This window comes from Streptomyces sp. NPDC001381 (assembly GCF_042895685.1).
Classification (GTDB): Bacteria; Actinomycetota; Actinomycetes; order Streptomycetales; family Streptomycetaceae; genus Streptomyces.
In genome coordinates, this window is the sequence record NZ_JBIAWO010000005.1 from 203156 (window position 1) to 226021 (window position 22866).

Genomic DNA, 22866 nt, shown 5'->3' on the forward strand with positions numbered 1-22866 from the left:
TCGTGCTAGCCACCCTCCGGCAGAGCGGACTCCGTCGGGCCGGTCAGGCCGTGGGCGGGGGAGCCGTGAGCGGCCGTCCCGCTGCGGGTCCAGGGTGCGCGTACGGCGTGAAGTGGGCCGGGGCGTGGTCGATCGGCAGGTCCGGGCGCCAGGCGGTGAGGGACTGGGCGCTGCACACGAACAGGGACGGCGGCAGCCGGTCCAGCGGGTACCAGCGCCAGTCGCCGACGCTCTCGCCCGGCTGGTCGGCCGGTTCGCCGCGCCAGCTGCCGACGACGGCGCCGACCGTCACCCGGACCACTCCCTCGACCCGGTCCAGGCTGGTGCCGAGGAGCCGCACGTCCGCGGGGTCCGCCCGCAGTCCCGTCTCCTCGCGCAGTTCCCGCACCACCGTCTCCTCCAGCGTCTCGCCGGGTTCCACCGTGCCGCCGGGCAGCTCCCAGGTGCCCCGGCGGTGACGGCCCAGCAGCAGTCCCCGGGGGCCGTGCAGGATGGCGCCGACACCGAGGGCGGCGTGCGCGACCGGTGGGCGGGCGGTGCGCGGGCGGGCGGAGATCCGCGCCGGGCGGCGGGCACGCAGGACACGGTAGGAGGCACGGTTGGCGGGGTCCGGCGCGGTCACCGTCTCGACGTCCTCCAGGCGCAGACCGTGGTCGGTGAGAAGGCGCTCCCAGTGCTCGGGGGTGAGCACCCACATCCGCACGCCGGCCTCGCCACCGCCCGCGAACGTCAGGGTCTCCGGGCGGGGGGCGAGATCCGGAGTGGGGCCGTCCCCCCGGGAGTTGGTGTGCAGCACCGAGAAACACAGTGTCCCGCCGGGCTTCAGCGCGGTCGCCAGGGCGGGCAGCAGCCGGCGGGGGTCGACGTACGGGACCGCGTTCACGGAGTAGATCACGTCGTACGGCTCCGAGGCGCGCAGATGGCCGACGGCGTCGGCGTGGACCAGGCGCAGGCCGGGCAGCGAGCCGTACCGGGCGCGGGCCCGCTCCAGCTGGCCCGCCGCGGAGTCGACCGCGTCCACCTCGGCGCCGTACACCCGCACCAGGTGGGCGGCGTGCCGTGCGGTGCCGCAGCCGAGGTCGAGGACACGCCGCCCCCTCAGCTCCCCGAGGAACGCCACGTCCGGCCCGGCGCCCGGGAACCCCCAGTCGATCCGCTCCACCTCCGCCAGGACCGTGCCGCGCCGCAGATGGTGGGCGGCGTACGCCTGCCAGGCGTCGGCGTTGACGGACTCCGCTCCGCCGGGGGCGAGGGGTTCGGACATGGGCGGTCCTCCAGGGTGTCGGCCGGACGGCCAGGCGATTCTTACCGGGCCCGCGGGCCCGCAATCACCCGGCCGGGCCGGGACGCGAGGTCCGGGTGATCGGGGGTACTCGGCCCGCAGCAGTGGGCAGGCCGTGCCGGCGGCCTGGTTCGACGGAGGCGAGAGCATGGCCGCAGGACGACGACCGGACCGGATCGCGGACCCCTGGGGAGCGCGCACACCGTACCCGCCGGGCGCTCCCTGGCCGGAGCGGGTCGACGTACGGCTGGCGGACGGCGTGACCGAGCAGGACGTGGAGCGGTGGGCGGTCTCCGCGTCGCTGCTGCACTCCAACGGCGACGCGATGGACATCGCCGTACGGGACGGGCGGATCGTGGGCGTACGGGGCCGGGCGGGGGACCGGGTCAACCGGGGCCGGCTGGGGCCCAAGGACCTGTACGGCTGGCAGGCCAACGGCTCGCCGGACCGGCTCACCCGGCCCCTCGTCCGGGACGGCGGGCGGCTCGTGGAGTGCGCCTGGGACACGGCGATGGAGCGGATCGTGGCCCGCTCGCGCGCCCTGCTGGACGAGCGGGGGCCGGGCGCGTTCGGCTTCCACACCACCGGCCAGCTGTTCCTGGAGGAGTACTACACGCTGGCCGTGCTCGCCCGGGCCGGTATCGGCACCCACCATCTCGACGGCAACACCCGGCTGTGCACGGCCACGGCCGCCGAGGGCGTTCGGCTGCGACGGACAGCCCGCCTCCTACGAGGACGTCGACCACGCCGACACCCTCGCCCTGTTCGGGCACAACATGGCCGAGACGCAGACGGTGCTGTGGATGCGCGTCCTGGACCGGCTGGCCGGCCCCGCCCCGCCCGCCCTGCTGTGCGTCGACCCGCGCCGCACGCCCGTCGCCCGCCACGCCGACCTGCACCTGGCTCCCCGGCCCGGCACGAACGTGGGTGCGCCCGGGGCGTGGACCTTCCCGGGCCGGGGGCTCGCTCCGCCCTGCGCGAGAAGACCGCCGGGGCGAGAGAGAGGACCGCGGAGGCGCTGGGCCGGCGCCCCGAGCCGGGCCTGCTCCTCCTGCACGACCTGCGGGACCTGCATCTTGCGGCGGCCCGCAACTCGCTGCACTGGGAGATGCTCGCCCAGGCCGCGCGGGCCCTGCGCGACGGGGAACTCCTCGACCTGGTCAGCGCCTGCCATCCGCAGACGCTGCGCCAGATGCGCTGGACGAACACGATGGTCAAGGAGCAGGCACCGCAACTGCTGTCGGCCCGGTAGGCCGGGCTCCGGCGCGCACGCGAGGCGTGTCCACCCGCAGCGGGCCGGGCGAGCCGTCCGACAGCGCACGTGACGGTGTCCGAGAGCCCAGTGCGCGGCGGGCCCACATCCCTGCCCGCGTGCTCAGCGCACGGGGTGCTTGCTGAGGATGGACACCCGGTTGAAGGCGTTGATGGTGACCGCGACCCAGATCACCGCCGATATCTGGTCCTCGGTGAGGACCTCGCGGGCGTCGGCGTACGCGGCCTCCTGCGCGGCGGCGTCGCACGGCAGGGTGGTCGCCTCGGCCAGTGCCAGGGCCGCGCGCTCCAGCGGGCTGAACAGCCCGGTGTCCCGCCAGGCGGCGAGGACGCCGAGCCGCCGGGTGTCCTCGCCGGCCTTCAGAGCCGCCCTGGTGTGCACATCGAGGCAGAACGCACAGCCGTTGAGCTGCGACACCCGCAGATTCACCAGTTCCACGACGGTGCGTTCCAGACCGGCGTCGGCCGCGGTCGCCCGCACGGCCTCCGACGTCTGGACCAGCGCGTGGTAGGCCTTGGGGCTCTGCTTGTCGATGAAGATCCGTCGAGTCATGACCGAGATCAAAGCATCACTCGTCACCGGCCGGGCACCTCGCCGTCGGTCCCGGGCAGCGCCAGGGACCATTCCCTGAGGTGCTGGACCAAGGCAGTGGCCCGGGTGTGGCCGGCGGGCCAGAACGGCAGGACGAGGAGTGCCGGTACGCAGCACACCGTCACCACCAGCAGGGGCAGCAGGCACAGGGCGATCACGAGCGGGCGCTGCCGCCCCTGGAACAGGGTGGCCACGGTGGTGAGGAGAGTGTGCATGGGCAGAAAGGTCCTCTCAGCAACGCCTGCGCAGGCCAGGGCCGGCCGGTCCGGACGGAGGCCGATGCCCCGAGCGTCGGACACCGCCGCCCCTTGCCGGAAGTCGCACCACCGGAACGCATCTCCGGTGCGACCATTGCCTCTTGCGCAACGCATCCGGAGGAGCCGTGGGCGGTGGAGAGAGCGGGCAACCGGACCTGGGGCCGATCAAGGAGGACGTGAGCGAACCGGCCCTGTCCTTCGTCCTGCGCCTGCGGGGGCTGTACGAGGAGAGTGGCTGGCCCTCCTTGCAGGCCTTCGCGCAGGCGGTCGGCTACAGCAGGGGGACCATCTCGCGTTTCCTCTCGGGCGAGCGGCAGCCGAAGGCGCGATTCCTGGACACACTCTTCGCCGCGCTGGAAGACCGTACGGGCCGCCCGGTGGCCGAGGCGGTCCGCGAGGAGACGCGGCGGATGTACTTCGAGTCCATCCGCGACCGAGCACCCGCCGAGTACCGGCTCTTCCAGATGGAGGAGCAACTCAAAGCCGCACAGCGCGAGTTGAAGCAGCAGCTGGAAGAGCGGGCGAACGCCCACGACACGGAACGCGAAGCGCTGCACCGGCAGGTCACCGAACTCCGCGACACCCTGCGCCACATTGAAGGTGAGCGGAAAGCGCTCCTCCAGAGGTGTGAGCGGTCCGCCGAACAGGGGCGTGCCGAACGGGAACGCCGGCAGTTCCTGGAACAAGCCCTCGCGGAAGTGGGGCGGTTGCAGGAGGGACTGGTCCTCACGCGTCCACGGGGGTTGCCGTACCACGGGCCCCTCACCGGCCTGGTCCTCCGCGCCCGTACCGGCAGCGCGGTCGCGCTGTCGCCCGGCGGCGCCCTGATCGTGAGCGGGGGCTCGGACGACACCATGCGGTTCTGGGAGCCGTCCGCGGGCCAGTCGCCGGTGCGTTCCCTGCACCGCGACCGGCCGGTGACCAAGCTGGACTTCCACGCCGGGCGCCGTCTCCTGGCCGCGGCCTGCCGGGACGGCAGCACATGGCTCTGGAGGCTGGCCGCAGACCGGTCCGACGAGCCCGAACGTCTCGGTTCCGGCATCGTCCAGGTGCGTGCGGTGGCCTTCGCGCCGCGTCCCGACGGCCTGCTGGCGATCGCGGGTGCCGGCGGCAGAGCGGTCGAGTTGTGGAAGGCCGCCCCCGAGGGGGCCGCTCCCGGCGCACCGAGTCGGCGTGCGCGCTTCCTCCGGGACGAGAACGGCAGGCCCCCGCCACCAGGCACGCGCGTGGGCCGGTTCAGTGGCTATCGGCTGTACGAGGGCTTCGGCGGCCTCGACGGCGGGGTCGACGCGCTGGCGTTCTCGCCCGCTGCCGACCGCCTGGCGACCGCCGGGGCCGACGGAACGGTCAGGTTGTGGGACCTGAGGGCGGGCACGCCGGTCGTCGGCCCGCTCGGCGGGCACGAGGGCTCCGTGCGGGCGATCGCGTTCTCGCCGGACGGGCGCCGTATCGCGACCGGCGGCGCGGACGGGACCGTACGGCTCTGGGATCCGGTCGCCGCCTCGTCGGGGCGACCCCTGACCGGTCACACCGGACCGGTCGGATGCGTGGCCTTCTCACCGGACGGGCGGCTGGTGGCGAGCGCCGGCGACGACGCGACGGTGCGGTGCTGGTCGACGACGACCGGCCGCGCGGTGGGCGAGCCGCTCGCCGGCCACGAAGGACCGGTCACCGGCCTGAGCTTCTCCCGCGACGGCGGCTTGCTGAGCAGCGCGGGCACGGACAGGACGGTACGGCTGTGGCCGACTCCGACGGCGTGACGGCGTGACGGCGGACGGCCGGCGCGGTCGCACCAGACCCGGCGGCGGGCCCACCCGAGGCGGGCGGGCTCGGCCACCGGGCGTACGAGGCTCCACCGTGAGCGTGGGCCCGCCCCGTCAGAGGCTGCGGGCGGTGATGTCGCCGTAGCCGGTGGTGGCGCGGATGCTCAGGGTGGCGTCGGCGCCGTCGGTGTTCTTCAGCGCGTTGTGGATCCGGCCGTAGCCGGTGCCGGCGTCCAGGAAGGCGGAGACTCCGCGGGCGGCGCCTACCGACACCTCGCCGGACTCGGTGCGCAGCACGACCTTGCCGCTCACGGCCTCGGTGATCCGGATGTCGCCCTTCTGGGTGCTGATCTCCGCGGGGCCGCCCAGGCGGCCGACCGAGATGTCACCGGCGAGGAGGGTGAGGCGGGCGCTCGCGGTCTCGTCGAGCTTGACCGGGCCCTGGGCGCCCTCGAAGGCGACGTCACCGAGCCGTCCGACCCCGCGGAACTCGGCGCCGGCCGCCTTCGCCTCCACGTGAGAGCCGGCGGGCAGCTGGACGGTCACCTCGACGGAGCCGGACTTGCCGAGGATCCGGTTCTTCGCCGGTGCGCCCTCGATCCGCAGGACGCCGTCGCCGTACTCCACCCTGGTCTGCTCCGCCGCCTTCACGTCCCGGCTGTCGGAGGCGTCCGCGGGCAGGACCTCGACCGCGGTGTCGGCCCGGTCGGCCGCGATGAGCCGGATGCGTCCCGCGGGGATGTCGAGGACGGCGGAGACGGGGGCGGGGGTGTCGAACTTCTGCATCGTGCTCTCCCTCGGGTCGTTGTTTCTGACTTGGGAAAAGCTACGTTGCGTTCAGAGATCTCTCAACGTTGCCGTTGCGTTTTGGGTGGAGAATCGCAGGTGAACTCAAGGAAATCGTTGCAACTGGTGTGGATTCAATGCAACGAAGAGGGAAAGGATCGTTGCAATGAAGTGGGAGTGAACGCTATCGTGGAGGCAGTCGAGGAGAACGAGGGAGACCGCGATGCCGGGAGGCAGGCTCACCCAGCAGGAGCGCCAGCGGATCGCGCTGGGGCTGGCCGACGGCCTCGCCTACGCGGAGATCGCCAGACGTCTCGAACGTCCGACCTCGACGATCACCCGTGAGGTGATGCGCAACGGCGGCCCCACCGCCTACCGCGCCGATCTGGCCCACCGCGCCACCGAACGCCGCGCCCACCGGCGCAGGCAGGCCGCGCCCCGGGGAACGCAGGCGCCCCCACAGGCCCACGGACGCGACGCCGAGGCCGTGCGCGAATACGAGGAGATGTTCACCACCCTCCTCATGCAGCAGGGTCTGCCCAGGATGATGTCCCGGGTGCTGACCTGCCTCTACACCACCGACGCGGGCAGTCTCACCGCGTCCGAACTCGTCCGCCGCCTCCAGGTCAGCCCCGCGTCCGTCTCCAAGGCGGTCGCGTTCCTCGAAGGCCAGGGCCTCATCCGCCGGGAGCGCGACGAACGCCGCCGCGAGCGCTACATCGTCGACGACGACGTCTGGTACCAGTCGATGATCGCCGGCGCCCGGTCCAGCGCCCAGCTCTCCGAGGCCGCACGGCAGGGAGTCGGCGTCCTCGGCCCCGGGACCCCGGCCGCCGCCCGCCTCGAAAACATCGCCCGCTTCGTCGACTTCGTCACCGAGAGCCTGATCCGTGCCGCGGAGCAGGCCCGCGAGGTCCTTCACACGAACGCCGGAACGCCCACGGGCGGCAGCGCCGGACCTGGTTCGGACGACGCATAGACAGCCGTTCCGACGGCCGCGGCCAGTGGGTGCCGCGCGCCGGGCAGAGAGTGCTCTCACATCCTCCGGTGGCCGGCGGAGTGCCGGTGCCGGCGCGCCAGGCAGCCGGCCGCCACGCCCAGAGCGCCCATCGTCAGGCCCACCCCGAGGGGTTGTGCGAAGTCGGCCGGATCCGTGCTCCCGCCCACCCCGCCCTGGGTGCCGCGGGTCGGCAGCGGGGACGTCGTCGAGCTGATGACGGGCCGGTGGGGCAGCACCTCGCACGCGATGCCGTCGTCGGGCCCCCGGTCCTCGTCCAGCCGGTTCGGATCGCTGAGATCGCGGTTCAGCTCCGCCTGGGCGTCTTCCTGGAAGGCGAAGTCGCCGCAGTCCAGATCGGTCTGGGCGTGCGCGGTGCCCGCAAAGGGTCCGACGGTGAGGGCCACCATGACCGCGGCGGCGAATCCGGCATGTATGCGCATGAGCCGTTCCCTTCGAGCGGGGCCTCACGGGCCGACACCGCGACCCTAAGGATCCTCCCGCCGCCCGGCCCTGTTCTGCTACGCCGTACGGAGGACGGGGCGGGGCGGACGGCCGACGACTTCCGAGGCCCTGAACAGGGAGGGGCGGGCCGGTGTGTCCGGCCGTCCGGCCCGCCCGCCCACGGAAACGCTCCGGCAGCGCACGCGGAACAGCCGCGCCGGTGCTGCCGCCGGGCCGGACGCCCTCGCGCCGGCCCGCCGCCGGAGGGACTACTCGCCCTTCGGCGCCGCCTGCTGCACCACCTCGAAGGACCAGAGGGTGGCCCCCGAAGCGGCGGGCTTCGCCTTCTCGCCCTCCGCGCCGCCTCGGTGCGCCGCCCTCATCGGGCCCTCCAGCCACGCCTGGAACGACTCCTCGTCGCGCCACCGCGTGTAGACGAGGTAGGTGTCGGTGCCCTCGACCGGTCGGAGCAGCTCGAACCACTCGAAGCCGTCGGAGTTCTCGACGGCATGGGCCCGTGCGGCGAACCGCTTCTCGAGGGTCTCCCGCTGCTCCGCCGGGACGGTCAATACGTTGATCTTGACTACGCTCATGCCCCCATCCTGCCTCCCACGGCCTCCGGGGCGGCGGACCGCCCCCACCCCGGCAGCCGGCACCCTTGCCGAGGCGCTACTTGACGGGGGACCGTCCGAGCCGCTCCACCTCCCGTCCGGCCTGCCGGGCGTCCCGCTCCGCGCGGGCGAGCGCCTCGGCGGCGGTGCGGTGGTCCTCCTCGGCCTGTCGCTCGTCCCGGGTCGCCGCCCGGAGGGCCTCGCGTGTCCGACGCAGGCGCTGCTCGGCCTCGTCGACCTCCTGCTGGGCCCGCTCCCTTGCCTCCCGCGCCCGCTCCGCGGACCCCTCCGCGGTGGCGTGTTCCGCGCGACGGTCGTGCAGTTCCCGGGTGGCGGCCTCCGCCGTCCGCCGGGCCTGCGCGAGCCGTTCCCGGTGCTCCCGCCGGCGCCGGGCGAGCTCGTCATTCTGAGCGGGACGTGCGGGCGGCGCGGGCGCCGACGAACGCGGTGGAACTCGCCGGGCCGCGCTCCGCGGGGCGAGGCCCGACGGGAAGTCCGACGGCGGGGTGAGGGCGCCGTCCAGGCGGCCGGTGGCCCACTGGTCGGCCGCATCCGGGTCGGCCAGCACGGCCTGCAGGGTGGCCGTGACCTCGTTCTGCACCGCGTCCGACAGACGGTGCCCGGCGTCCAGCGCGAGTTCCGCCGCCTGGCGGGACAGGGCGGCGACGATCTGGCGCCGCTGCGTGGACAGTTCCCTGACCGCGGCCGGGTCCAGTTCCCGGTGGGCCTTGCGCAACGCCTGTCCGAGTTCCAGGAACTGCCCGCTCTCGCGGGGCCGCGACCGCAGCAGCAGGTTCGCGGCCCAGGCCGCGAGGGTGGGACGGCGGGCGGCGTGGATGCGGCGCGCGTCCTCGTCCCGGCCCGCGGTCCTGGCGGCCGCCGCCAGTTGCTCGCGGCGCGCGACGAAATCGGAGGGCGGGGTGGTGAAGAGCCCGTCGAGGACCGCCTCCACGTCGTCCGTCCCGCCGCCACCGCGCGCGCCCTTACGCTGCATGGTCCACAGCCTCCGCCGGGCCGCGCCACCGCGCACGCCGGGCTCCGCCCCGGGCGGGCAGCGAGGCGGTTCGCCGGTGGCCGGAAGACGAGGCCGAGGCTCCGGGACGACACCGAGGCCAGCCGAACTCCATGTCCTTCGCGGCCTGGCGGCCTGGCGGCCTTGCGGTCTCGCGGCTTCCCGGTGTTCCGGCTTCGCGGTCTTCCGGTCTCGCGGCTTCCTGGTGTTCCGGTCTTCCGGCTTCGCGGTCTCCCGGCTTTGCGGCCTCCCGGCCCTGCGGTCTCCAGGCATCCGCCTCAGGCGGCCGGCCAGCCGTCCGTCAGGTGCGGTTTGGGTGTTCCGGCGAGGGGCCGGCGTCCCGCTGAATCGAACACGCTTCCTCAGTCGAGCCCGCGCGGCGTCGTCCGGTGCAGGCCCCCCGAGGGGGTCGGCCGAGCGTGCACCCAGCCGAACAGCACCACCGAGCACCCGGCCGCGAGTGCGCACCAGGTCGAGACGAACTCCAGGCGCCACACAGCCCAGCAGGCCACCGCTCCCCCCGCGACCAGCACCCCCAGCAGCGACAGCCGCCGGTCGCCGGACAGGAGCAAGGAGCCCACGGTGGCCAGGAGGTATCCGATGACGAGCGGCACCGGGTGGGACAGGCCGAACGCGTAGCCGACCGTCCGGCCGTGGATCTCGGCCGTCACCGGTCCGGTGGCCAGCGCGTACGCGAGCACCGCGGCGGTGACGACGCCCACGGCGAGCGGGACGGCCAGCCTGCGCCGGACGGGCGGCGCGGCGGCGCACAGCACTCCGGCCGGCACCCACACCGCCAGCAGCGGCAGCGCGATGACGGCCCACACCACGGTGGCGGGTCCGCCGCCCCCACCCGACGCCCACACCACCGACTCGACGATCTGGTGGGCGCCGAGCAGGAGCGGCAGTGCGGCGAGCGGCAGATCCCGGATGTCGCGCACCCGTGCCACACAGGCCACGCCGACGGTCGCGACACCGGCGCCCGCCACCAGATCGGCCGTCGCACTCCAGCACATCACGCCACCACGGGGTCGGCTTTCACGGGCGTCCACCTTGTCATTCGGCGACGTCCCTCGCGCCCCGGGTCTCCGTCGGCGTGTCTGAGTCGGTGCCGGGCTGGACGAGCCGGTGGAAGAGACGGGCTCCCCGCGCGCGCTGGGCGGGCCGGCACAGCCGCACCGGAGCGGGGCCGACGCGGGCGGCCGTGCGGTCAGGCGGGTCGAGAGGGGCGCGACGCTCACCGGACGGGTCCCCTGCCGCAGGGCGTTGCCGACCAGGTCGGCAACGGCCACGGCCGGCCGGCGGGGGCGAGACGGTGCGCCGTACCGACTCGGCGAGTCGATCTCGTCCAGACGCGGGACCGCCGCCCCGGAGTCGAAGCGGCTGCGTCCCCGACACCTGGCCGTACGACACCGAGGGCGACCTCGTCACGGGCCCCGCCGTGCCCTGACACCGGAGCCGGAGCCGGAGCCCCGCGCCGTGGTCATCGCACGGTGAGCGGGGTCTCGGACGCGACGCGGGTCAGTTTCTCCGGGTTGCGGACGTAGTAGAGGCCGGTGATGCGGGCGTCCTCGACGCGGAACGCCAGGACGCCGTCGACGTCGCCGTCCAGGCGCATGACGAGCGCCGGGCTGCCGTTGACCACGGTGGGGTCGCTGGTGAGCGTGACCTTGTGCTTGCCGAGGCCGCCGATGATGAAGCGGGCCACCTTGCCGGAGGTGGTGATCGGCCGCGGCGCGGCCTGCTTGACGCCGCCCCCGTCGCTCACCAGGACGACGTGCGGGGCGAGCACGTCGAGGAGGCCCTGCAGATCCCCGGTCTCGAGCGCGTGCCGGAACGACTCCAGAGCCGCCCGGGTCTCGCTCGCGGAGGCCGTCGTGCGAGGGCGGCGGGCGTCCACGTGCCGACGGGCGCGGTGGGCGATCTGACGGACCGCGCCGGGGCTCTTGTCGACGGCGGACGCGATCTCGTCGTAGTCGACGTTGAAGACCTCACGCAGCACGAACACCGCACGCTCGGTCGGCGAGAGCGTCTCGAGGACCAGCATGAGCGCCATCGACACACTCTCGGCGAGCTCGACGTCCTCGGCCACGTCCGGCGCGGTGAGCAACGGTTCGGGCAGCCAGGAGCCGACATAGGCCTCCTTGCGGTGTTGCAGGGTCCGTATCCGGTTCAGCGACTGCCGCGTGGTGATCCGGACCAGGTACGCGCGCGGGTCGCGCACCTGCCCCGGATCGACCTGGACCCACCGCAGCCAGGTCTCCTGCAGCACGTCCTCGGCGTCGGCCGCCGACCCGAGCATCTCGTAGGCGACGGTGAACAGCAGATTGCGGAGCGCGACGAACGTCTCGGTCGCCGGGTCGGTGCCGTGCTCGCTCATCTCTCGGTCCCTCTTCCTCGCGGTCGTCCCGGCCTGACGCGGATCTTCACCGTCCTACCCGTCCGGCGGCGGCCGGCACCTCGCCGCTTTGGTCTTGCAGCAGCAGCCGGCGCTTGTCGTCCTTGCCCCACCAGGTGCGTGTTCCGGGCTTGCGTGCCTCGTATCCCAGCTGCCAGACGGTGCTCCTGCACACGAACTCCTTGAGCCTGGCGCCCGGACGGCCGCCGAGGTACACCCCTACCGCGACATCGTTGCGGTGGGCGAACTGGAAGACGCCCGTGCGGCGTCCCACACTGATGCACTGGCCGGCGAAGCCCACGCTGACGGGCGCGGGCTGCCGGCCCGCCATCCGGCTGAGCACGGTCTCGGCGGCCTGCGGGCCCAGCTGGACCGCGGACTGGCAGCCCATCCGGAACGGCAGGTCCGAGGGCGCCGCCGCGTCCCCGGCGGCGACGATGCGCTCGTCGTCCACGCTGGTCAGCGTCTCGTCCGTGAGCAGGCGGCCCAGGGAGTCGGTGCTCAGCCCGCTGCGTGAGGCCAGTTCCGGCACGCCGAACCCGGTGGTCCAGATGGTCACCTGGCTCGGCAGCACACGGCCGTCGCTGAGCTGCACGCCGTCGCGCGTCACGGCCGTCACCACGGTGTCGGGGCCCTCGACCACGGTCACCCCCAGCCTGCCCAGCCGCCCGGCGACCGAGCGCCGTCCCCGGGGGTGCAGGTACGGGCCGAGCACGCCGCCGCAGACCAGGGTCACGGCACGGCCCGCCTCCGCCAGCTCGGCGGCGGTCTCGATGCCGGCCGGACCGGCTCCGACCACCGACACCGCGGCCGACGCGGGCGCGGCGTCGAGGACCGGCCGCAGCCGGCGCACCTCCTCCAGGGTGGCGATCGGGTGGGCGAACTCGTCCGCGCCGGGCACCCGGGGGCCGGCGCCGTCGCTGCCCACCGCGTAGATCAGGTAGTCGTAGCCGACCGAGCCGCCCGACGCCAGCGTCACGCGGCGCCCGGCCGCGTCGATCCGGGTCACGGTGTCGACCACCAGCCGGACGCGCTCGCCCAGGACCTTGCCGTAGTCGACGACCGCTTCATGGGACCCGGCCACCAGCTGGTGCAGGCGGATCCGCTCGACGAAGGTCCGGCGCGGGTTGATCAGCCTGACGGTGACACCGGCGCGCTGCGTCATACGGTTGGCCGCCATGACGCCGGCGTATCCGCCGCCGATCACGACCACTTCGGTGTTCCCGGTCATGGTGTCTCCTTCGCTTCGCTTTCGCTTCGAGCGGGTTCGGTCTCAAGACACGGCGGAGACGTTCGTTGTGACAGAGTGTGGCGCAGGTCACTCCACCCTGGCGGGCGGGACTCGGGGGAACGGGCGGGACTCGGGGAAAGGGGTGGGACTCGGGGAAAGGGGTGCGCGGGCGGCGGTGGCGCCGGGGAGCCGGGCGGTGCCGGCGCGGGCTCTCCTCGCGGGACACGGCCCGAGTACGATGATCCCTGTCCGTATGACCTGTCATTGACCTGGCACCGGGAGCGTTGCGAGACCCCGTCGGGGCGGGCGCGTCAAAGGGGTGGGTTCAGTGGAAGCATCGGGCAGGCAGCGGGTGCTGCGGGTCGCCGACGAGATCGGCTACCGGCCCGACAGCGCGGCCCGGCTGCTGGCACGCGGGCGCAGCCGCACCCCCGGCGTGATGTTCACCGTGCACCAGACCTTCCACACACCAACCTCATCGAGGCCATCTACCCCGAGGCCGAACGTCTCGGCTACGAGGTCCTGTTGTCGGGCGCCACGCACGGCCCCAGCGAGGAGAAGGCGGATCACCTCGTCGAACTGGGGCACCGCCGGATCATGCACATCGACGGCGGCAGCGGTCCCGGCTCGGCCGAGCGCCGGCGCGCCTGCCGGGCCGCGAATGCGCCGCCACGGGCTGGAGGCCGAGGCCGGGTCGTCCCCGGTGACCACACAGAGGAGTCGGGCATCGAGAACGGTCCTCTGCTCCTGGCGGAACGGGAGCGGGGGCTGCCGGTGCCGACCGCGGTCCTCGCGGGCAACGACCGTTGCGCCATCGGCCTGTTGATGTCCCTGACCCGGGCCGGGGTCGAGGTGCCGCGCGACCTGTCCGTCGTCGGCTGCGACGACAGTCACCTCTCCCATCTGATGCCGATCGGCCTGACCACCGTCCGCCAGGACGCCGTCCTCATGGCGGAGCACGCCGTGCGGTTCGCGGTGGAGCGGCTGGAGAACCCCGAACTCCAGCCGCGGGAAGCGGTGGTGGAGCCGAAGCTCGTGGTGCGTCCCGCGCGCGGATCGTCCCGGCGGAGGATGCCCGCGGACGCACGCCGGAGGCAGGTGCGCGTCGCCGGACTCCGCGGCAGCGCGCCGGAGGAGGGCGCGCGGCGCCCGGCTTCGTGCCCGGAGGGGCGTCGGCGCTACGAGGGCGGGAGCCTGCCGGCCCGCGAGGGTGGCGCGGTGCCGGGGCTACCCGGGCGGGTCCGCGGCCGCGTCGCCTCGGCTTCGGATGGCTTCCGCCGTGTGCCGCAGCTCGGCGAGCACCGTCCGTACGGCCCGGCGGGCCGCGCGCTCGGGGCGGTGGAGCACGTCGATGTGGCGGTGGGCGTGGATGCCGTCGAGCGGCCGGAGGACCACGGCCGGGTGCGGGCGGGACGTCCAGCGCGGCATCAGGGCCACCCCGCCGCCCGCGGCCACCACCTCCGCGACCACCGCGATCTCGTTGATGCGGTGGACGATCTCGACCCGGCGCCCGGCGGCGGCGGAGACCGCCTCGACGGTGGCCAGGAGCGGAAAGCCGTCGTGCACCGTGATCCACGGCTGGTCGGCGACGTCCCGCGGGGTGAGCCGGGGCTTCGCGGCCAGGGGGTGGCCGGCGGGCAGGGCGACGTCGAGCGGTTCCCGCAGCAGGGCGGTGGCCGTCGCGGTCCGGGGCCACGGCGGCGCGTGGTCGAGGCGGTGGGCGATGACGAGGTCGTAGTGGCGGGTCAGGGGAGGGAAGTCGTGCTGTGCCACGTCCTCGTCGTGGAGGGAGAGGACCGGGGACCCCGGCGTGCGCAGGCGCCGCAGCAGAAGGGGGAAGAACGCGGCGGCTCCGCTGTGGAAGGCCGCCACCGACACCGCGCCGTCGGGCCGTTCGACGAACGCGTCGACGGTGTGGCGCGCTCGGGCCAGCGCCGTCTCCACCCCGATCGCCGCGTCCGCCAGGGCCTGCCCGGCGGCCGTGAGGACCAGCCGCCGCCCGTCGCGCTCGGTGAGCGGCACCGGAATCGAACGCTGCAACAGCCGGAGCTGCTGCGAGATCGCCGACGGCGTCACCCGCATCGCCTCCGCGACCGCCGTGACACTGCCCAGCTCGCCCAGCTCCCGCAGAACGCGCAGCTGCCTCTCGTCCACCCCGTCAGTGTAGCTTCGCTAAAAGATTCCTTGAGCAACTCGTCGTTTACTTCAAAGTGCTGGTCGGCAAGGGTGGAGGGCATGCCAGCCACCCGCCGTACGGATGTGGTGCTCCTGGCCGTCGCCGTCGTCTGGGGATCCAGCTACCTGACGGCGAAGGCGGCCACGGCGACCACACCGGTCTCGATCGTCCTGTTCCTGCGCTACGCCCTGTCCGCACTCGCCTGCGTCGCGGCCGTCGCCGCTCTCCGCAAGGGCGGTCCCCTCACCCGGGACGAGACCGTCCGCGGCTGTCTGCTCGGTCTCACCCAGGCCGCCGTCCTCGCCCTGGAGACGTACGGCGTCGCCCGCACCAGCGCCGCGAACGCGGGCCTGATCATCAGCCTCACGCTCGTTCTCACGCCCCTGCTGGACCGCGCGGGACGCCCCGGCGGACCGCCGCCGAGGTTCTACCTCGCCGCCGGTCTGTGCGTCGCAGGCGTCGGTCTGCTCGTGTCCGGCGACGGCCTGCGCGCTCCCGGCACCGGTGATCTGCTGATGCTCGCGGCGGCGGTGGTCCGGGCGGGCCACGTGGTGCTCGTTGGACGGCTCACCGCCGGCCGGACACTGCGCCCGCTGCACCTGACGACCGTGCAGAGCGTCGTCGGTGCGGTCCTGTTCCTCCCGTTCGCGGCGGGCGGTCTGCCGGTCCTCGCCCGGGCCGGCGCCGTGACCTGGGCCCAGCTCGTGTATCTGGCCCTGTTCTGCGGCCTGTTCGCCTTCCTCGCCCAGACCTGGGCGGTGCAGCGCAGCTCCGCGACCCGGGCCAGCCTGCTGCTGGGCACCGAGCCGGTCTGGGCCCTCCTGGTCGGCGTCGGCTTCGGCGACGAACGGCTCACCGCGCTCTCCGTCCTCGGAGCCGCGCTGATCGTCGCCGGGACGTACTGGGGGCAGGCCGTCGAGCGCGGGGCACGCCTGCCGCACCCCGTGGACACCGGCCGCCGCCCCGAGCCCGCGCCGGCGGCGTCACCCTGAGCGCCGCCGTCTACCCCAGGGCGCGCACCGCGGCGACCCGCTCGTCCAGGAAGCCGCGGCATTCGGCGCGGCGGTCGGCGTCGTAGCCGCGCGGGCCGCACTCCACGACCAGGATCAGGCCCAGGTAGAGGCTGTAGAGCGCCAGCCGGTGACGGAGGCCGGGCGTGAAGTCGAGGCGGCCCCCGGCCTGGAGGTATCCGGCCACGAGATCACTGTCCGGGCCGGTGTCCCCGCCGAACTCCAGGGAGACGAGCTCGGCGGCCGGGTCGCCCCAGAAGGCCCGCTCGTGGTCGATGATCCCGGTGACCCGGCCGCCCGGACCGTCCGCGGCCGCCGCTCCGTCCGGCTCGGGAACGCTGACGAAGACGTTCCCCGGCCACAGGTCGAAGTGGATCAGACGCGGCTCGGTGACCTCGTCGAGGGCTGCCGCGCCCTCGGCCACCAGGGCCCGTACGGCGGCGGGCGCCACGCCGAGTTCGGACCGCCAGCGCTCGGCGTCGTCCAGCAGCGCGTCCACCATGGCGGTGAACGCCGTACGCCAGTCGGGAGCGGACAGCGCGGCCTCGGGGGCCGGATAGCCGAACCGGCCGTCGCCGGGGGACAGGGTGTGCAGCCGTGCGGTGATCGCGCCCAGCTCACGCCGCAGAACCGCCCCGGTGGCAGGGGGAAGACGGCCGGCCACCTTGTCCCACGGCGTACCGTCCAGCACGGACACGGCGAGGAAGTCGTCCCCCGCGTACAGCAGTTCCGGGGTCGGGACCCCCTTGCCGGCCAAGGGCGCGAGACGCCGGTAGACCATCGCCTCGGTCGCCATGATGCCGCGCTCGTACCGCAGCACCGGGGCGTCGGCCGGCGGTGCCAGCTTCACCACGGCCGCGCGGCCGTCCTCGAACCGCACCCGGTAGGCGGTGTTGAACCAGCCGTCGGTCAGCTCCGCCTCCAGACGGCAGCCGACGCCGGTCGCCTCGCGCATCAGATCGTCCAACCCGGCTGCGGACAGGCGGCGTTTGGAGAGACTCTGCATGGGCGGCTCGCTTTCGCGTCATGGCCCCGGGGCCGTTGGGAGCGCTCCCAGCAGGAGGCTAGCAGCCCGCGGGAACCGTTCAAGGGGCGGTGACGCCACCTAGGGGGTGTTTCGAAAGTCCCGCACAGCACCCGCGGCGCCCGGCACGCACCCTCGCCGCACCGGCCGAAGACCCAAGTAGCTCCGCTACGAGGGCCTTCGTCCGGCACGCCGAGGGCACGCACCGACCACCGCGGGCACCGCACAGGACTTTCGAAACACCCCCTAGCGCGATTCGACCTTGTCCGCGCGGACCGCCCCCCCGCATCATCTCCCGATGGACGACACACCGAGCCGCTTCCCGACCGCCCTTCCCGGCCTGCGCGCCAGGACCCGTGCCGCGGGGTTCACCATGTCCTGCGAGGACCGCACCGGCAGCCTCCTGGCCGTGCTCGCGGCCGCCCGGCCCGGCGGGCGGATCCTCGAACTCGGCACCGGGACGGGGGAGGGGACCTCCTGGCTCCTCAGCGGAATGAGCGGCGACGCCCGACTGGTCACCGTCGAACTCGACCCCGCCCTCCAGGCCCTGGCCCGGGAGGAACTGGGCGCCGACGAGCGGGTGACCTTCGTCGAGGGGGACGGCGGCACCTGGCTGGAGCAGTACACCGGCGAGCCCTTCGACCTCGTGTTCGCGGACACCTGGCCGGGGAAGTTCACCCACCTCGACCGGGCGCTGGACCTGGTGGCTCCCGGCGGGACCTATCTGATCGACGACCTCGACCCCCGGCCCGGCTGGCCCGCGGAACACAGGGCCTCCGTCGTACGGCTGCTGGCCGGACTGGAGGGGCGCAAGGACTTCCGGTGCGTCCGTATGGCGTGGGCGAGCGGCCTGCTGATGGCGGTGCGTTCCACCCGGGACTGAGTCCGCGTCGCAGCGCGGGATCAGCCGACGGGGCGTCAGGCCGGCGGCCGCGTGGGTCCGCCGAACGCCTCCAGGATCTGCTCGGCGGCCAGCGTCGCCGTCAACTCGCCTTCCCTGACCTGCCGTTCCAGCGCGGGTACCAGGGACCGTACCCGGGGGTCGGCGTGCAGGCGGCCCAGGAGCTCGTCGTGGACCATGCTCCAGGTCCAGTCGACCTGCTGGTCCCGGCGCTTGGCGGCGAGACGGCCCGTCGAGTCGAGCAGCGTACGGTGCTGTTCGAGGCGCTCCCACACGGTGTCCAGACCGGTCGACTCCCGCGCGCTGCAACTCAGCACGGGCGGCGTCCAGGCCGGGTCGGGGCCGTGCATCAGCCGCAGGGCGCCGGAGAGTTCACGGGCCGCCGCGCGCGCGTCGCGCTCGTGCGGGCCGTCCGCCTTGTTGACGGCGATCACGTCGGCCAGCTCCAGGACGCCCTTCTTGATGCCCTGGAGCTGGTCGCCCGTACGGGCGAGGGTGAGCAGCAGGAAGGAGTCGACCATGTTGGCCACGGCCGTCTCGGACTGGCCGACGCCGACCGTCTCGACGAGGATCACGTCGTAGCCGGCCGCCTCCATGACCACGATCGACTCCCGGGTGGCCTTGGCGACCCCGCCGAGCGTGCCCGCGCTGGGGGAGGGGCGGACGAAGGCCGCCGGGTCGACGGCCAGGCGTTCCATCCGGGTCTTGTCGCCCAGGATCGAGCCGCCCGTACGGCTGGAGGACGGGTCGACGGCGAGCACCGCCACCCGGTGCCCGAGCGAGGTCAGCAGCGTGCCGAACGCGTCGATGAACGTCGACTTGCCCACGCCCGGCACCCCGCTGACGCCGATCCGCCGGGCCCGGCCGCTGTGCGGCAGCAGCGCGGTCAGCAACTCCTGCGCCAGCGCCCGGTGCTGGGGGCGGGTGGACTCGACGAGGGTGATCGCGCGGGCGACGAGCGCCCGCTTCCCGTCGAGTACGCCCTTCACATACGCGTCGACATCGATCACAGCTCGTGCCCGAGGTCGGCCGACAGCCGTGCCACCAGGTCGTACGCCGCGTCAGGGATCACCGTCCCGGGCGGGAAGACGGCCGCCGCGCCCATCTCCAGCAGGGTCGGCACGTCCTGCGGCGGGATGACCCCGCCGACCACGATCATGATGTCCTCGCGTCCCTCCTCGGCGAGTTGCTCCTTCAGCGCCGGTACGAGGGTGAGGTGGCCGGCGGCCAGGGACGACACCCCGACGATGTGCACGTCCGCCTCGACGGCCTGGCGGGCGACCTCGGCCGGCGTCTGGAACAGCGGGCCGACGTCGACGTCGAAGCCGAGGTCGGCGAACGCGGTGGCGATCACCTTCTGGCCGCGGTCGTGGCCGTCCTGGCCCATCTTGGCGACCAGGATGCGCGGACGGCGCCCCTCGGCCTCGGCGAAGGCGTCCACCAGGGTGCGGGTGCGGTCCACGGACGGGGACTCGCCTGCTTCGTTGCGGTACACGCCGGAGATCGTACGGATCTGGCTCGCGTGCCGCCCGTACACCTTCTCCAGGGCGTCGGAGATCTCACCGACGGTGGCCTTGGCGCGGGCGGCCTGCACCGCCAGCTCCAGCAGGTTGCCCTCGCCGTCGGCGGCCCGGGTCAGCGCGTCCAGCGCGGCGCGGCAGGCGGTCTCGTCCCGCTCCTCGCGCAGCCGCCGCAGCTTGGCGATCTGCTGGGCGCGCACCGAGGAGTTGTCGACCTTGAGGACCTCGATCTGCTCGTCGGTGTCCACACGGTACTTGTTGACGCCGATCACCGGCTGGCGCCCGGAGTCGATCCGCGCCTGGGTGCGGGCGGCGGCCTCCTCGATGCGCAGCTTGGGGATGCCGGCGTCGATGGCGCGGGCCATGCCGCCCGCCTGCTCGACCTCCTGGATGTGCTGCCAGGCGCGCCGGGCCAGGTCGTACGTCAGCTTCTCGACGTACGCGCTGCCGCCCCACGGGTCGATGACCCGGGTGGTGCCGGACTCCTGCTGGATGAGCAGCTGGGTGTTGCGGGCGATGCGGGCGGAGAAGTCGGTGGGCAGGGCGAGGGCCTCGTCGAGGGCGTTGGTGTGCAGCGACTGGGTGTGGCCCTGGGTCGCCGCCATCGCCTCGACGCAGGTGCGCGTGACGTTGTTGAACACGTCCTGGGCGGTCAGCGACCAGCCCGAGGTCTGCGAATGCGTGCGCAGCGACAGCGACTTGGAGTTCTTCGGGTCGAACTGCTTCACCAGCTTCGCCCACAGCAGGCGGGCCGCCCGCAGTTTGGCGATCTCCATGAAGAAGTTCATGCCGATCGCCCAGAAGAACGACAGCCGGGGCGCGAACGCGTCCACGTCCAGGCCCGCCTCCCGGCCCGCCCGGATGTACTCCACGCCGTCGGCGAGGGTGTACGCCAGCTCCAGGTCGGCCGTCGCACCCGCCTCCTGGATGTGATAGCCGGAGATGGAGATGGAGTTGTAGCGGGGCATCCGCTGCGAGGTGTAGGCGAAGATGTCGGAGATGATCCGCATCGACGGCTTCGGCGGATAGATGTAGGTGTTGCGGACCATGAACTCCTTGAGGATGTCGTTCTGGATGGTCCCGGCCAGCTTCTCCGGCGGCACACCCTGTTCCTCCGCCGCCACGATGTACAGCGCCAGCACCGGCAGCACGGCGCCGTTCATCGTCATCGACACGCTCATCCGGTCCAGCGGGATCCCGTCGAACAGTTGCCGCATGTCGTAGATCGAGTCGATCGCCACGCCCGCCATGCCGACGTCACCGGTCACCCGCGGGTGGTCGCTGTCGTAGCCGCGGTGCGTGGGCAGGTCGAAGGCGACCGACAGGCCCTTCTGACCGGCCGCCAGATTGCGGCGGTAGAAGGCGTTGGACTCCTCGGCCGTGGAGAAGCCCGCGTACTGGCGGATCGTCCAGGGCTGGTTGACGTACATCGTGGGGTACGGGCCGCGCAGATACGGGGCGATGCCCGGGTGCGTGCCCAGGAAGTCCAGGCCCTCCAGGTCCTGCCCGGTGTACAGCGGCTTGACCGCGATGCCCTCCGGCGTGTCCCAGAGCAGGTCGTCCCCGCCGGCCGCCTTCTTCACGGCCGTACGCCACTCGTCGGTGCCGCCCGCGGCGGCCGGGGTCCCCAGCTCGATCCCGGAGAAGTCGGGGATTCCCATCAGGACACTCCCATGCGGTCGAGGGTGGCGGACAGCACGGCGACGGCGTCGCAGCCCGCGAAGACGTAGCCGTCGACATCCGGGTACTGCCCGGGACGCCCGGCGAGGAACACATGCGCGGCACCGGCGGCCTTGAGCCGCGCGGCCTCCGCCGCGGCCTGCTCCTCGTACAGCGCGTCACTGGAGCACAGACAGGCCTCCGAGGCACCGCTCTCCTCGAACGTGCCCTCGGTGACGGGCTCGATGCCGCCCGCCTGGAAGAGGTTCGAGGCGAAGGTCAGCCGCGCGGTGTGCGCGGCGGCCGGGCCCAGCGTGGTCAGGTGGATGCGCGGCCGTGCACCGGTCGCGGCCAGGTGGGCGTCGGAGCGCGCCCGCAGCGCCTCGAACGCCTCGTCGCGGCGCACGCGCGGCAGACCGCCGGACCGCGGCTCGGGCGCGGCCTCGCGGACCACCGGCTTCTCGGCGAGGAAGGGGAACTCGCTGACGCCGGTGACGGGTTCGCGCCGCTTGGCGAGCCTGGCGCTGCGCGCCTGCCAGGTGTCGGCCAGCCGCCGCCCGAGCTCGCCCGAGCGCAGAGCGGCCGCCTGCCCGCCGCCGCCCTCGATCCACTGGAAGAACTCCCAGCCCGCACGGGCGAGTTCGTCCGTCAGCCGCTCCACGTACCAGGAGCCGCCCGCCGGGTCGATGACCCGGGCCAGATGCGACTCCTCGATGAGGATCGTCGAGGTGTTGCGGGCGATGCGCCGCGCGAACGCGTCCGGCAGCCCGAGCGCGTCGTCGAAGGGCAGCACGGTGACCGAGTCCGCCCCGCCCGCCCCCGCGGCCAGCGTGGCCACGGTCGCGCGCAGCATGTTCACCCACGGATCGCGGCGCGACATCATCACCGGGGAGGTCACGACGTGCTGGATCTGCGCGCCCGCGTCGGGCGCCCCGCACACCTCGGCGACCCGTGCCCACAGCCGGCGCGCGGCACGCAGCTTGGCGATCGTGAGGAACTGGTCGGCGGTGGCCGCGTAGCGGAACTCCAGTTGTGCGCAGGCCTGTTCGACGCTCAGGCCGGCCTCGGTCAGCGCCCGCAGATACGCCACCCCGGTCGCGAGCGAGGCACCCAGCTCCTGAGCGGCCGAGCCGCCCGCCTCGTGGTACGGCAGCGCGTCCACCGTCAGCGCCCGCAGCCCCGGGTACCCCTCGGCGCACAGCCGGGCGAGACCGGCCGCCGACGCGAAGTCGCCGGGCTGCCCGGTACGGGCCTCGTCACCGAGCGGATCCGCGCCCAGGTTGCCGCGCGCCGCGTCCCCGGCGACGCCCCGCTCCTCGTACAGCCGCAGCAACTCCCGTGCGGCGGGCTCGACATCGCGGCCGGCGTCGAGGACGACCGGCGCCAGGTCGAGGTACACCCCCTCGAGGACCTGGCCGAGCGACGACACCGGGATGCCCGCCTCGCCGACGACCAGCCAGAGGGAGGTGACGCCGTTCTCCAGGTCCGCGAGCACGGCGCCGTGGTCGGCCGCCGAGTGCCGCTGCCGTACGTCCCACCCCCCGACGGTGTTGCCCTCCGGCCTGCTGCCGCGGACAAAGGGGGCGAACCCGGGGAGACCCGGCTCGGGCGCGGTGTCGTGCGCGGTGTACAGAGGCCGGGTGCGCAGCCCGTCCTCCAGCGCGGTGGACAGGGCTTCCTCGGCCTGAGCGCCCTCGACGTCCTTGCCCGACTTGCGCAGCACGCCCGCGACGAGGCGCTGCCACTGCTCGTGGGTGGAGTCAGGGAACTCGGCGGCCAGCTCAAGCCCGTCGTCAGGCAGGACCGTCATGCTCGGATGTTAGGCCAGAGGCACAAAGGGGCAGCAGGGGGCACGGCTGTGACCTTGCCCTCTCCTTGGCTGTGACCCCGTTCACCGGGCGTCGAACGCCCCCGCGGCGAGCCCTTCGCCG

General features: G+C 73.7%; 19 protein-coding genes and 3 pseudogenes. 7 read left to right on the forward strand and 15 right to left on the reverse strand.

Features of this window, described 5'->3' with window-relative positions; genetic code table 11:
- Positions 1-43 precede the first annotated feature (43 nt).
- On the reverse strand, positions 44-1264 hold the full coding sequence (locus ACFY2L_RS23680; protein WP_390823288.1) for an NUDIX domain-containing protein: 1221 nt from the start codon (positions 1262-1264) through the stop codon (positions 44-46).
- 166 nt (positions 1265-1430) lie between these two features.
- Here ACFY2L_RS23680 and ACFY2L_RS23685 point away from each other — a divergent pair.
- Positions 1431-2208: pseudogene (locus ACFY2L_RS23685) on the forward strand (molybdopterin-dependent oxidoreductase); the annotation flags it as partial.
- 8 nt (positions 2209-2216) lie between these two features.
- Positions 2217-2534: pseudogene (locus ACFY2L_RS23690) on the forward strand (hypothetical protein); the annotation flags it as partial.
- 123 nt (positions 2535-2657) lie between these two features.
- Here ACFY2L_RS23690 and ACFY2L_RS23695 read toward each other — a convergent pair.
- Positions 2658-3107, reverse strand: a complete 450-nt coding sequence (locus ACFY2L_RS23695; RefSeq protein ID WP_390657326.1) for a carboxymuconolactone decarboxylase family protein — start codon at positions 3105-3107, stop codon at positions 2658-2660.
- A 23-nt stretch (positions 3108-3130) separates the two neighbouring features.
- Positions 3131-3361 (reverse strand): hypothetical protein, encoded by a 231-nt coding sequence (locus ACFY2L_RS23700; protein ID WP_390823289.1) that lies wholly within the window; start codon positions 3359-3361, stop codon positions 3131-3133.
- Positions 3362-3579: 218 nt separating this feature from the next.
- Between ACFY2L_RS23700 and ACFY2L_RS23705 the strand changes: the two genes are divergently transcribed.
- On the forward strand, positions 3580-5163 hold the full coding sequence (locus tag ACFY2L_RS23705; protein ID WP_390823290.1) for a helix-turn-helix domain-containing protein: 1584 nt from the start codon (positions 3580-3582) through the stop codon (positions 5161-5163).
- Between the two features lie 117 nt (positions 5164-5280).
- Here ACFY2L_RS23705 and ACFY2L_RS23710 read toward each other — a convergent pair whose 3' ends face one another.
- On the reverse strand, positions 5281-5952 hold the full coding sequence (locus tag ACFY2L_RS23710; RefSeq protein ID WP_390823291.1) for a DUF4097 family beta strand repeat-containing protein: 672 nt from the start codon (positions 5950-5952) through the stop codon (positions 5281-5283).
- Positions 5953-6175: 223 nt separating this feature from the next.
- On the opposite strand from ACFY2L_RS23710, the gene ACFY2L_RS23715 reads away from it, so the two are divergent.
- Positions 6176-6931, forward strand: coding sequence for a helix-turn-helix domain-containing protein (locus ACFY2L_RS23715; protein ID WP_390657330.1), 756 nt, complete (start codon positions 6176-6178; stop codon positions 6929-6931).
- A 56-nt stretch (positions 6932-6987) separates the two neighbouring features.
- Here ACFY2L_RS23715 and ACFY2L_RS23720 read toward each other — a convergent pair whose 3' ends face one another.
- The 6 genes from ACFY2L_RS23720 to ACFY2L_RS23745 all read right to left on the reverse strand — a co-directional run bounded on the left by ACFY2L_RS23720 (position 6988) and on the right by ACFY2L_RS23745 (position 12645).
- Positions 6988-7392, reverse strand: coding sequence for a hypothetical protein (locus tag ACFY2L_RS23720; RefSeq protein WP_390657331.1), 405 nt, complete (start codon positions 7390-7392; stop codon positions 6988-6990).
- Positions 7393-7662: 270 nt separating this feature from the next.
- A complete protein-coding gene (locus tag ACFY2L_RS23725; RefSeq protein WP_390657332.1) occupies positions 7663-7986 on the reverse strand; it encodes an antibiotic biosynthesis monooxygenase family protein in 324 nt (107 codons plus the stop codon).
- Between the two features lie 76 nt (positions 7987-8062).
- Positions 8063-8998 (reverse strand): hypothetical protein, encoded by a 936-nt coding sequence (locus ACFY2L_RS23730; RefSeq protein ID WP_390823292.1) that lies wholly within the window; start codon positions 8996-8998, stop codon positions 8063-8065.
- Positions 8999-9378: 380 nt separating this feature from the next.
- Complete coding sequence (locus ACFY2L_RS23735; RefSeq protein ID WP_390823293.1) at positions 9379-10032, reverse strand: DUF6629 family protein; 654 nt, start codon at positions 10030-10032, stop codon at positions 9379-9381.
- Positions 10033-10499: 467 nt separating this feature from the next.
- Positions 10500-11396 carry an RNA polymerase sigma-70 factor gene (locus ACFY2L_RS23740; protein WP_390823294.1) on the reverse strand — a complete coding sequence of 299 codons (897 nt, stop codon included), beginning with the start codon at positions 11394-11396 and terminating at the stop codon, positions 10500-10502.
- A gap of 46 nt (positions 11397-11442) precedes the next feature.
- Positions 11443-12645, reverse strand: coding sequence for an NAD(P)/FAD-dependent oxidoreductase (locus ACFY2L_RS23745; protein ID WP_390823295.1), 1203 nt, complete (start codon positions 12643-12645; stop codon positions 11443-11445).
- Between the two features lie 597 nt (positions 12646-13242).
- Between ACFY2L_RS23745 and ACFY2L_RS23750 the strand changes: the two are divergent.
- A pseudogene (locus ACFY2L_RS23750) lies at positions 13243-13629 on the forward strand (substrate-binding domain-containing protein); the annotation flags it as partial.
- Positions 13630-13872: 243 nt separating this feature from the next.
- Here the strand turns inward: ACFY2L_RS23750 and ACFY2L_RS23755 are convergent.
- Positions 13873-14799, reverse strand: coding sequence for a LysR family transcriptional regulator (locus tag ACFY2L_RS23755; RefSeq protein ID WP_390657339.1), 927 nt, complete (start codon positions 14797-14799; stop codon positions 13873-13875).
- A gap of 81 nt (positions 14800-14880) precedes the next feature.
- Between ACFY2L_RS23755 and ACFY2L_RS23760 the strand changes: the two genes are divergently transcribed.
- Positions 14881-15813 (forward strand): DMT family transporter, encoded by a 933-nt coding sequence (locus ACFY2L_RS23760; RefSeq protein WP_390657340.1) that lies wholly within the window; start codon positions 14881-14883, stop codon positions 15811-15813.
- Positions 15814-15823: 10 nt separating this feature from the next.
- On the opposite strand, the gene ACFY2L_RS23765 is transcribed toward ACFY2L_RS23760, so the two are convergent.
- Positions 15824-16837: a phosphotransferase family protein gene (locus ACFY2L_RS23765; RefSeq protein WP_390823296.1), complete on the reverse strand. Its 1014-nt coding sequence runs from the start codon at positions 16835-16837 to the stop codon at positions 15824-15826.
- Positions 16838-17153: 316 nt separating this feature from the next.
- Here ACFY2L_RS23765 and ACFY2L_RS23770 point away from each other — a divergent pair, with 316 nt between their 5' ends.
- Positions 17154-17738 carry an O-methyltransferase gene (locus ACFY2L_RS23770; RefSeq protein ID WP_390823297.1) on the forward strand — a complete coding sequence of 195 codons (585 nt, stop codon included), beginning with the start codon at positions 17154-17156 and terminating at the stop codon, positions 17736-17738.
- A gap of 35 nt (positions 17739-17773) precedes the next feature.
- Here ACFY2L_RS23770 and meaB read toward each other — a convergent pair whose 3' ends face one another.
- From meaB to ACFY2L_RS23785, 3 genes are read right to left on the reverse strand one after another with little or no spacing between them, the layout of a single operon-like run.
- Positions 17774-18766 (reverse strand): methylmalonyl Co-A mutase-associated GTPase MeaB, encoded by a 993-nt coding sequence (gene meaB, locus ACFY2L_RS23775; RefSeq protein WP_390823298.1) that lies wholly within the window; start codon positions 18764-18766, stop codon positions 17774-17776.
- Positions 18763-20937 carry a methylmalonyl-CoA mutase gene (scpA, locus tag ACFY2L_RS23780; RefSeq protein ID WP_390657344.1) on the reverse strand — a complete coding sequence of 725 codons (2175 nt, stop codon included), beginning with the start codon at positions 20935-20937 and terminating at the stop codon, positions 18763-18765. Before scpA ends, meaB begins: the two co-directional genes overlap by 4 nt.
- Positions 20937-22745: a methylmalonyl-CoA mutase family protein gene (locus ACFY2L_RS23785; protein WP_390657345.1), complete on the reverse strand. Its 1809-nt coding sequence runs from the start codon at positions 22743-22745 to the stop codon at positions 20937-20939. The genes scpA and ACFY2L_RS23785 overlap by 1 nt, the downstream gene beginning before the upstream one ends.
- Positions 22746-22866: the final 121 nt, after the last annotated feature.